This window comes from Aquiflexum sp., assembly GCF_977115555.1.
This window is the reverse complement of the sequence record NZ_CDSBKL010000162.1, coordinates 1-8,568: the sequence shown is the minus strand read 5'-3', so window position 1 is coordinate 8,568 and position 8,568 is coordinate 1. Positions and strand designations below refer to the sequence as shown.

General features: G+C 35.5%; 7 protein-coding genes. All 7 read right to left on the bottom strand.

Translation table 11 applies throughout. From position 1 onward, the window contains the following. Window positions 1-157: 157 nt before the first annotated feature. The 7 genes from ACZFYI_RS10975 to ACZFYI_RS10945 all read right to left on the bottom strand — a co-directional run bounded on the left by ACZFYI_RS10975 (window position 158) and on the right by ACZFYI_RS10945 (window position 8,533). Window positions 158-1,915, bottom strand: a complete 1,758-nt coding sequence (locus tag ACZFYI_RS10975) for an AMP-dependent synthetase/ligase (RefSeq protein ID WP_462524175.1) — start codon at window positions 1,913-1,915, stop codon at window positions 158-160. Window positions 1,916-2,389: 474 nt separating this feature from the next. Continuing rightward, window positions 2,390-4,072 carry an Ig-like domain-containing protein gene (locus ACZFYI_RS10970; RefSeq protein WP_462524174.1) on the bottom strand — a complete coding sequence of 561 codons (1,683 nt, stop codon included), beginning with the start codon at window positions 4,070-4,072 and terminating at the stop codon, window positions 2,390-2,392. Next, a complete protein-coding gene (locus tag ACZFYI_RS10965; RefSeq protein WP_462524173.1) occupies window positions 4,069-4,968 on the bottom strand; it encodes a methyltransferase domain-containing protein in 900 nt (299 codons plus the stop codon). Before ACZFYI_RS10965 ends, ACZFYI_RS10970 begins: the two co-directional genes overlap by 4 nt. Next, on the bottom strand, window positions 4,968-6,833 hold the full coding sequence (mnmG, locus tag ACZFYI_RS10960) for a tRNA uridine-5-carboxymethylaminomethyl(34) synthesis enzyme MnmG (protein ID WP_462524172.1): 1,866 nt from the start codon (window positions 6,831-6,833) through the stop codon (window positions 4,968-4,970). The genes ACZFYI_RS10965 and mnmG overlap by 1 nt, the downstream gene beginning before the upstream one ends. A gap of 51 nt (window positions 6,834-6,884) precedes the next feature. Continuing rightward, window positions 6,885-7,337, bottom strand: a complete 453-nt coding sequence (ybeY, locus tag ACZFYI_RS10955; RefSeq protein WP_462524171.1) for an rRNA maturation RNase YbeY — start codon at window positions 7,335-7,337, stop codon at window positions 6,885-6,887. Window position 7,338: 1 nt separating this feature from the next. Continuing rightward, entirely contained in the window at window positions 7,339-7,737 is a 399-nt protein-coding gene (locus ACZFYI_RS10950; RefSeq protein ID WP_462524170.1) for an ATP-binding protein, read from the bottom strand. A 28-nt stretch (window positions 7,738-7,765) separates the two neighbouring features. Then, window positions 7,766-8,533: an exodeoxyribonuclease III gene (locus ACZFYI_RS10945; RefSeq protein WP_462524169.1), complete on the bottom strand. Its 768-nt coding sequence runs from the start codon at window positions 8,531-8,533 to the stop codon at window positions 7,766-7,768. Window positions 8,534-8,568 lie beyond the last annotated feature (35 nt).

Below are 8,568 nucleotides of genomic sequence, written 5' to 3'. Positions count from 1 at the left end.
ATTGAAAAAAAGTTATGCATGCATAAGAAATTAAGTTTAGGGATTGGGTAAATAAAAAAAACTATATTCTGAATATTTACAGAATATAGTTTTAAATATAGATTACAAGCTGAATATTGGTACTATTTCAAAATTTGTTTCCTGTTTGAAATATTTCTTAGGAATAGAGGGATTCTATTTCTTTTGCGAATTTCTGGTGGATTACTTTTCTTTTCAGTTTCATGGTTGGTGTCAGTTCGCCTGTTTCGACTGTCCACTGTTGAGGAAGAATCTTAAATCTTTTTACCTGTTCCCATTTGCCAAAGTACTTGTTGAGATTATCAATTTCCTTTTGGAACTTATCAAGTATCTCGGGCTTTTGGAGCATTTCGGCATTTGTGGTATAAGGGATATCTTTGTGCCTACACCAATCTTGAAGTCCTAAAATACTTGGGATGATCAAGGCTGCCGGATAATTTTTATTTTCTCCTACTACCAATACCTGTTCGATGATAGAAGATTCCTTGAATTTGTTTTCCATAGGCTGCGGAGCAATATATTTTCCTCCTGAGGTTTTGAACATCTCCTTCTTACGGTCGGTGATTTTGAGATAATTGCCTTCATGGAGTTCTCCGATATCTCCGGTATGGAACCATCCATCAGGTTCGAGAACTTCGGCCGTAAGCTCGGGTTGTTTGTAATAACCCTGCATGATATTAGGACCTTTGACCATAATCTCACCATCAGAAGCGATTTTGACCTCAACTTCTTTGACGATTTTGCCAACCATTCCGATTCTGATTTCTTTGAGATTACTGATTGAAGCTGAAACAACAGGAGAAGTCTCTGTAAGTCCATAACCTTCACATACAGGAATACCCGCACTCCAAAATACCCTTGCCAATCTTGGCTGCAGCGCAGATGCTCCGGAATTGATTTGCATCACATTTCCTCCCAAGGCTTCTCTCCATTTGCTGAATATGATTTTATTGGCAAGTTTCAATTGGAAATTATACCAGAATCCCTGGTTTTTATTCGGTTCATATTTCAGACCCAAATTCAAAGCCCAAAAGAAAAGTGATTTTTTTACGCCTGTTAGTTCATAGCCTTTGGAAACGATTTTGTCATATACCTTTTCCAATAGCCGTGGAACTGTATTGAAAATTTGGGGCTGAATCTCCTTGAGATTTTCTCCTATACTTTCCATACTCTCTGCATAATAGATGGAAATTCCCATGTATATAAAACAGAATGAACCAGTTCTCTCATAAATGTGGCAAAGCGGCAGGAAACTTAGCGCCTTTGACTCACCCCGTGGAACGATCATTCTATCTTCCACTGCAAAAAGGTTACTGATGACATTGCTATGTGTTAGCATTACACCCTTTGGCCTACCTGTAGTTCCTGAAGTATAGATTATGGTAAACATGTCTCCATTCTTTACAGTGTCTTTGATGGCCTCAAGAACAGAAAGGTCCCCATCTTCCCCCAAGGCCATGAAATCTTCCCAATAATCGCATCCTTCGATTTTGTCAAAGGAGATTATCTGTGCTTCCATGTCGGAAGATCCTTCCTTGGCTTTGTGGAAAATATCTTCATCACCTACAAATATTTTTTTTACTTCAGCATGGTGAAAAATGTAATTGTAGTCTTCCGAGGAAATAGTAGGGTACATCGGAACAGAAATAGCTCCTATCTGTTGCAAAGCCAGGTCAATAAAATTCCATTCCGGTCTGTTGTTGGAAATGATGGCTACTTTATCATTTTTTTGGATTCCTGTTTTTAAAAATGCCAAACTTAAGTTATCGGCTATTTTTTTCAAATCCCTGCTCGAATAGGTTTTCCAGGTACCATCGATTTTGCGCGCTAAGGAAACGTCCTTATCGTAAGTTGAAATCTGGTAATTGATGAGGTCGAAGAGTCTCGATATTTGCATGGTTTTTTTGGGGTTATGGAGGTTGTTGAAATTAGATAAAACCTTTCAGTATTCCAAAAAGGGTCATTTCTCAATTTTCCACAGGTTTATATATTTAATATATTATTTAATTAAATAAAACTACTGTTGTTATTATAGAGTGGATTTGTGGATATTTTTTTCTAAGAAATTAATCAACATATTACTACGTATTTTTCAAAGTGTTCTCCACTTTTAATCCACATAGTTTTTTGATTTAAAATGTTGGTTATCAGGGCTGATTTGAAAAAGTTATAAATCTTGTGGGAAATTTAAATTAGATAACTGTCAGTAATCCTTTGTGGTTTCAAATGTGAATAAGTGTGGATGATGTGGTAGTTATAAGTTTGCCATTTGTTGTTGAGGTATATTTGATTTTTAGCTATGGATAAGTGATCGGTTATACTCAAGTTATAAGAAGTTATTCACATAAAATACTCTTGTTATCTACACTATTTACGGCATTTTTTCTTGTTTTTTGGGTATTCCTATTGGTTTATTTGGCTCTATAGTGAGGTCTAATGACCAACCTCCTCTAACTATTGTATCTCTAGGATTTTCGTTTTCGCTATTTTCGAGGTAATAAATTGGTTCGGCTTGCCTGTTTAGGATCATATTTGAAGTGTCCCATTTCTTGTTTTTGTTGAGATCGAGTATTGCTCTGATATAATATGTTCCCGCTTCCATATTTTTGAAGGTTGCAGTATTTGATTCTGTAAGGTACTGTTCGGCAATTACTTCTTCTTTTTTGTCCTGTATTTGTACCAATAAAGGAAGAATATCTGTGTTTACTTTTACTTTTATTTCTTCTGCCAATGTCTCAGGATCCAATTTTCTAAAAGCGGTTTCTATTTTCGTTTCATAGAATTCGCCTTCAATATCTTGGAATGTTGAATCCATTGCTATAAAATTGAAAGTCTGTTGTTTTAAGGAGTCTGGAATATTTACCTTAATGGTAAGTAAAGTTCTGTCTAAACTATCCTTAAAGAACGCCTTTTCCTTTGTTATAGGGATCGTTGATGCCGAGTCAAATTTGACATATAGTGAATCGAAAAAAATTTCTTTTAAAGGTTTATTGAATTTTATTTCTGCTTCTATATCTGTTAAAAAGTTCTTTTTCCCTTTTAATGTTCCTTCAAATTTCTCGTTTTTTCTGTCACTGTCTTCGCATTTGCTATAGATTAATGTATCTAATTTGAAGCCGACAGAGTCTGTCAATCCTATTCGTACCGGTATGCTGTCATTCTTCAGTGTGGTGTGGTATAACCTTATGGTTTTTTCATTTAGGCGGTAGAAAAGGCTTGAATTCAAGTCTTCATGTTCGATTTTTACTTCTACAGGGTATTTGCTTAATACAATGTCAAAGCTTTGTCCTACGGGAGCAGCCCGGTTGACTTTGAATGTAGACAAATCTGCTTTTGACAAATAGAACTTTGCTTCTTTGATGTTTTCCTTAATTGAGATAGTATCTGTAAAAAATCCATATGCCTCCTGTTTTTCCTCTGCTTTTAAAGAGCTATTTTGATCATGCCATGCATATGCCCTGTATTCACCTGCTTTGATGTTTGAAAGTGAAAAATTGCCTGTAGAATCAGTTTGTCCAATGTAGTAGGGAGCAGAAGTGAGTACGTTTGTGGTATCATCTTTTGTGTATAAGCCTACAAGGACGTCAGTGATGTAATTGACTCTTTGTGGTAATATAAAGGAAACATTTCCGGAAAAAGTTAAGCTATCAATGGAGGGGCCTGTAGAAAAAACTAACTTGAGGTTTTCGGGGATGTTATTTTCTGTGATATCCTTGATGGACTTTTGGAAATTGAAAAGGTAAGTAGTGCTGTCTTCTAGTTCCTGATTAAGGTTTATTATTACTCTATTTTTATTTGTTGTCACCTCCATTTCATCTTTATTAATGCGAGGGGTGATGATTATTTGCTTATTTGGTGTTTCAGCTTTGACATATTCATCAAACTCCAATTCAATGATTTCGGGTTTTATATTAGTTGATTCGTTTGAAGGATTTATCGAAATTAATTTTGGTGGGTCTTCATCCTTTGGACCACCTAATGGAGTTCCCTGTTTTGCACAGGATACAAGTATAAAAATTATAAATACTGTAATTAGATGATTAATATATCTCATTTTTTTTTTAAAATAAACAATAAGCTTGAGTAGTTATTATTGTTTTCTTTCGCCCAACTATTTGATTTATAACCACTTATGAATGCTTTTACCATTCTTTTTAATGAACTTGCCTGAGGGTTTAGGTATTTTTCAGACAATAGGGAAACATAATAGCTGTCATATTTCAAAGGTTCAATTCCAACTATTTTCATTTCTATCTCGTCTGCAAATTTTTGGACGGTTTCTTGATTGAAGTGGTAAAGATGTCTTGGTGTATCCCATGCTGCCCAATAGGTTCCATATTTGCTAGCGTCAAATGAATCGACATTTGGAACTGCGATATACACTGTTCCATTCTCACTCAAATGATTTACAATTTTTTTCCCGGTTTTTCTAAGGTCATGAATATGTTCTAATACATGGTATAAGCTGATGGCATCAAACTTTTTATCCTTTTTGATTTCTCCAATGTTGTCTTTGATTTTAAGTTTCTTTTCCTCAGCGATTTTTCTAGCGGTTTTGTTGGGCTCGATACCTAAAGTTTTCCATCCGTTCTTTTTTGCTGCAGACAAGAAATATCCTGTTCCACATCCAAAATCCATTAAGGAACCTTTGTTCTCTGAATATTTATTTAACCAATAGACTTTCTTTTTAAGAGTTATGTTTCTTACCCATTTGTATATGTAATTGATAATATTTGTCGACTTGTTTTGGTGAGAGATGTAATCTTCTGATTTGTAGTATTTCGCTATATCATTTTTATCCGGTCTTGGGTTGGTGAAAATCAGGTTACAAGACGTGCATTTGCAAAGTAAGAACTTTTCCTTGCTAATAGAGAAATCACTCACTTCTGTGTGATTAAGAAAAAGCCCACTCTTGCAAAGTGGGCATTTGTTTAATCTTTCCTGAGACATTATCTTCCTAAATAAACGGTTAAAATTGATAAATCTGCAGGAGTTACGCCGCTAATCCGGGATGCTTGTCCTAATGTTTCAGGCTTAACTTTGTTTAATTTTTGTTTCCCTTCGGCAGAAAGGGCAGTTATGGCCAAATAGTCGAATTGAATTGGAATTTTATAATTTTCCATGTTGTTCAATTTTTCAACCATTTGTTGTTCCTTGTCAATATAACTGTCGTATTTGATTTGGATTTCAGCTTGTTCGATTACTTCTTTTTTATATTTTGAGAGATATTGTTTGAGATCTGGATCTAGATTCATTACTTCAGCCAAACCGAGTTGTGGTCTTTTTAAGAGTTTTTCAACCGTGACCTTTTCTTTGATAGTTGCGGTGTCAAATCCTTCCAAACCTTCATTTATTATATCTGGAGACAATTTTTTCTGTTTTAAATCATTGATCAGTTTGGCTGTGTCAGATTTTTTGTCTTGCATCTTTTCTAGTCTCGTATCATCTGCCAAACCAATTTCATGACCCATTTGGGTTAACCTTAAGTCTGCATTGTCTTGTCGAAGAAGTAATCTGAATTCCGCCCTGGATGTGAACATCCTGTATGGTTCTTCGGTGCCCTTGTTGATCAAATCATCGATAAGCACTCCGATATAGGCATCAGATCTCTTTAATAGGAAGGGATTTTTTTCTTGGATTTTTCTTGAGGCATTTATACCTGCTATCAAGCCTTGAGATGCGGCTTCTTCATACCCGGTTGTTCCGTTTATTTGCCCTGCAAAAAACAGATTTTCAATTAGATGTGTTTCTAAGGTTAATTTTAATTGTGTTGGAGGAAAGTAATCATATTCAATGGCATATCCTGGCCTGAACATTTTTGCGTTTTCGAAACCTTGAATTTTTCTTATAGCAGCGTACTGGACATCCTCTGGCAATGATGTTGAAAAGCCGTTGATATACATTTCCACTGTATTCCACCCCTCGGGTTCTACAAAGATTTGGTGTCTATCCCTTTCTGAAAAACGGTTTATTTTATCTTCTATGGAAGGACAATATCTTGGACCAAGACCTTGTATTCTGCCATTGAACATCGGTGACCTGTCAAATCCTGTTTCTAAAGCGCTGTGAACCTCTTTATTTGTATAGGTTATCCAGCATGTTCGCTGTTCTTTAAGTGGACTGGTTACATCCGAATAAGAGAATTTTTCAGGATTTTCATCTCCATATTGAACTTCCATTTTGGTATAGTCCAATGACCTCCCATCTACTCTTGGCGGAGTTCCTGTTTTCATTCTTCCTGCTTCGAAACCTAACTTGACCAGTTGTTCTGTTATTCCTTTTGCAGCTGACTCACCTGTTCTTCCTCCCCCAAATTGCTTTTCGCCAATATGGATAATACCATTCAAGAATGTTCCATTTGTAAGAACAACAGATTTTGATTGTATTTCTATGCCTATTGCAGTTCTTACTCCTACTACCCTATTTCCTTTAATTAATAGGCCGCTGATCATTTCCTGCCAGAAATCAACATTTGGTGTTTGCTCTAATGCTAACCTCCATTCTTCAGCAAATTTCATTCTGTCATTTTGTGATCTTGGAGACCACATTGCTGGGCCTTTTGATCTATTCAGCATTCTGAATTGGATCATTGATTTGTCTGATATTATTCCTGACATTCCCCCGAGCGCATCGATTTCTCTAACAATTTGCCCTTTTGCTACTCCACCCATGGCAGGATTGCACGACATTTGAGCAATAGTGTTCATATTCATCGTGCATAGAAGAACTTTCGAACCCATCTTAGCTGCAGCATGTGCGGCTTCACAGCCGGCATGACCCGCCCCTACTACGATGACATCATATATTGGAAACATAATTTTCTTTTTTTATTGTTCCACGTGAAACAATTCTTTTTGATCTAGGATTTAGTCATTAATTGTTCCACGTGAAACAGTTTGTTTATCATATATCAATATGGCTTTGTTTTCCATTTCTCTCATGATAATTCTATCTTCTTCTTTTTTGTCTTTGTATCCCATCAGATGTAAAAGACCGTGACTCATTACTCTAGTCATTTCTTTTTCAAATGACACCTTTTCTTTGATTGCGTTTTCTTTGATTCTTTCAATGCTTAAAAAGACATCCCCTTCTATTATCTTTTCCTTTTCAGAATTGTCAAAGGTTATAATGTCGGTATAAGTATTATGATTTAGGTATTCTACATTGATTTGGTATAAATATTCATCAGAGCAAAAAATGTAATTGAGTTCTCCGATTTTGAATCCTTGAAGTTTGGCAATATCCCTTAGCCATCTTTTTGTTTTGTTTTTTTCCTTTAAGGAAAATTTAATGTCCTCTTCGAAGAAAAGAATTGCCATATTACATATAGAAAGTTAATATGGTTTTCCTTCCACTTTCTTCAAATTTGATCCCGTCTGCCAAGTGCTTCATAATGAATATTCCTCTGCCGCCAGTCTTTTCCAGATTCTCAGGAGCTGTAGGATCTATCAAATGATCAAAATCAAAACCTTTTCCTTCATCTTTAATGACAAATTCCACTTGATTTTCATCAAGATGTAACTCAAGGTCTACTTTTTTATTCATATCCATTTTATTACCATGTATGATTGCATTGGTCACGCACTCAGTAACCGAAATCATAATATTTCCATAGATGTCTTCATTAATCGGATACTTTTCCCTGGCATTATCTATAAAGCTTTCAACAATCTTTATATTCTCTATTAAGGAAGGAATTGAAATTTTAATGGAATTCATGGAAAATATATTGATATAAGAGTTATTTTTAATAATTATCTATTTCAATTAGGATAGGACAATGATCCGAATGAACCGCTTCAGGGAGTATGATAGATCTTTTTACTTTTTCTTTCATTGACTCGCTTGCCATATGGTAATCAATCCTCCAACCCAAATTTTTTGACCTTGACCCGGCTCTGTAACTCCACCAAGTGTAATGATTAGGATTTTGATTGAATAGCCTGAAGGTATCTATAAATCCTGATTCAGTAAACTTGTCCATCCAAGCCCTTTCTTCCGGAAGAAAGCCGGAGGAATTTTTATTCGAAACAGGGTTATGTATGTCTATTGGTTTATGGCAAATATTGTAATCCCCGCTTAAAATCAAATTGGAATGTTCTTTTACCAAGTCTTGTGTGTATCCAAATATGTCATCCAAGAAACGATATTTAAAATCCTGTCTGACATCCCCTGTAGTTCCTGACGGAAAATACGCAGAAATGAATGAAAAGCCATCAAAATCTGCCCGTATTATCCTCCCCTCATCGTCGTAAAATGGAATTTTCACTCCGTACTCTACATGATTTGGTTTTATTTTACTCAAAATGGCAACACCGCTATATCCTTTTTTTGCTGCAGGATACCAATATATCTGGTATCCCATATCTTCAAATATCGCTTTGTCAATCTGGTTTTCTTCCGCTTTGACTTCCTGTAAGCCAATAATATCCGGATCAGTTGCCTTCAACCAATCTGCTAATCCTTTGGATAGAGCTGACCGGATGCCGTTAACATTATAGGATACGATTTTCATATCACTTTGATTTCCTATTTATGGTTTACTTTTTT